The sequence below is a fragment of the Arthrobacter sp. Y3221157 genome (genome assembly GCF_059089865.1).
Genome location: NZ_JBNHFD010000264.1, coordinates 1 through 222, shown reverse-complemented (window position 1 = coordinate 222; position 222 = coordinate 1). Strand labels below are relative to the sequence as shown.

The 222-nt window shown below is 62.6% G+C and carries 1 pseudogene; it reads left to right on the top strand.

Annotation, left to right across the window (positions count from 1 at the left end):
• A pseudogene (locus AC5RTT_RS20935) lies at nt 1-222 on the top strand (ABC transporter); the annotation flags it as partial.

Genomic DNA, 222 nt, shown 5'->3' with positions numbered 1-222 from the left:
CCGGCGCCATTTCCTGCAAACCTGCGCTGATCATCGCCGACGAACCCACCACAGCCCTCGACGTCACCGTTCAAGCCGAAATCCTCGATCTCCTGCGAACGCTGCAGCGTGAAGAGGGAATGGCGATGCTCCTCGTAACCCACAACTTCGGCGTGGTGGCCGACCTCGCCGACCGGGTATCCGTAATGCGCTCCGGATCCATCGTCGAAACCGGTCCCGTCG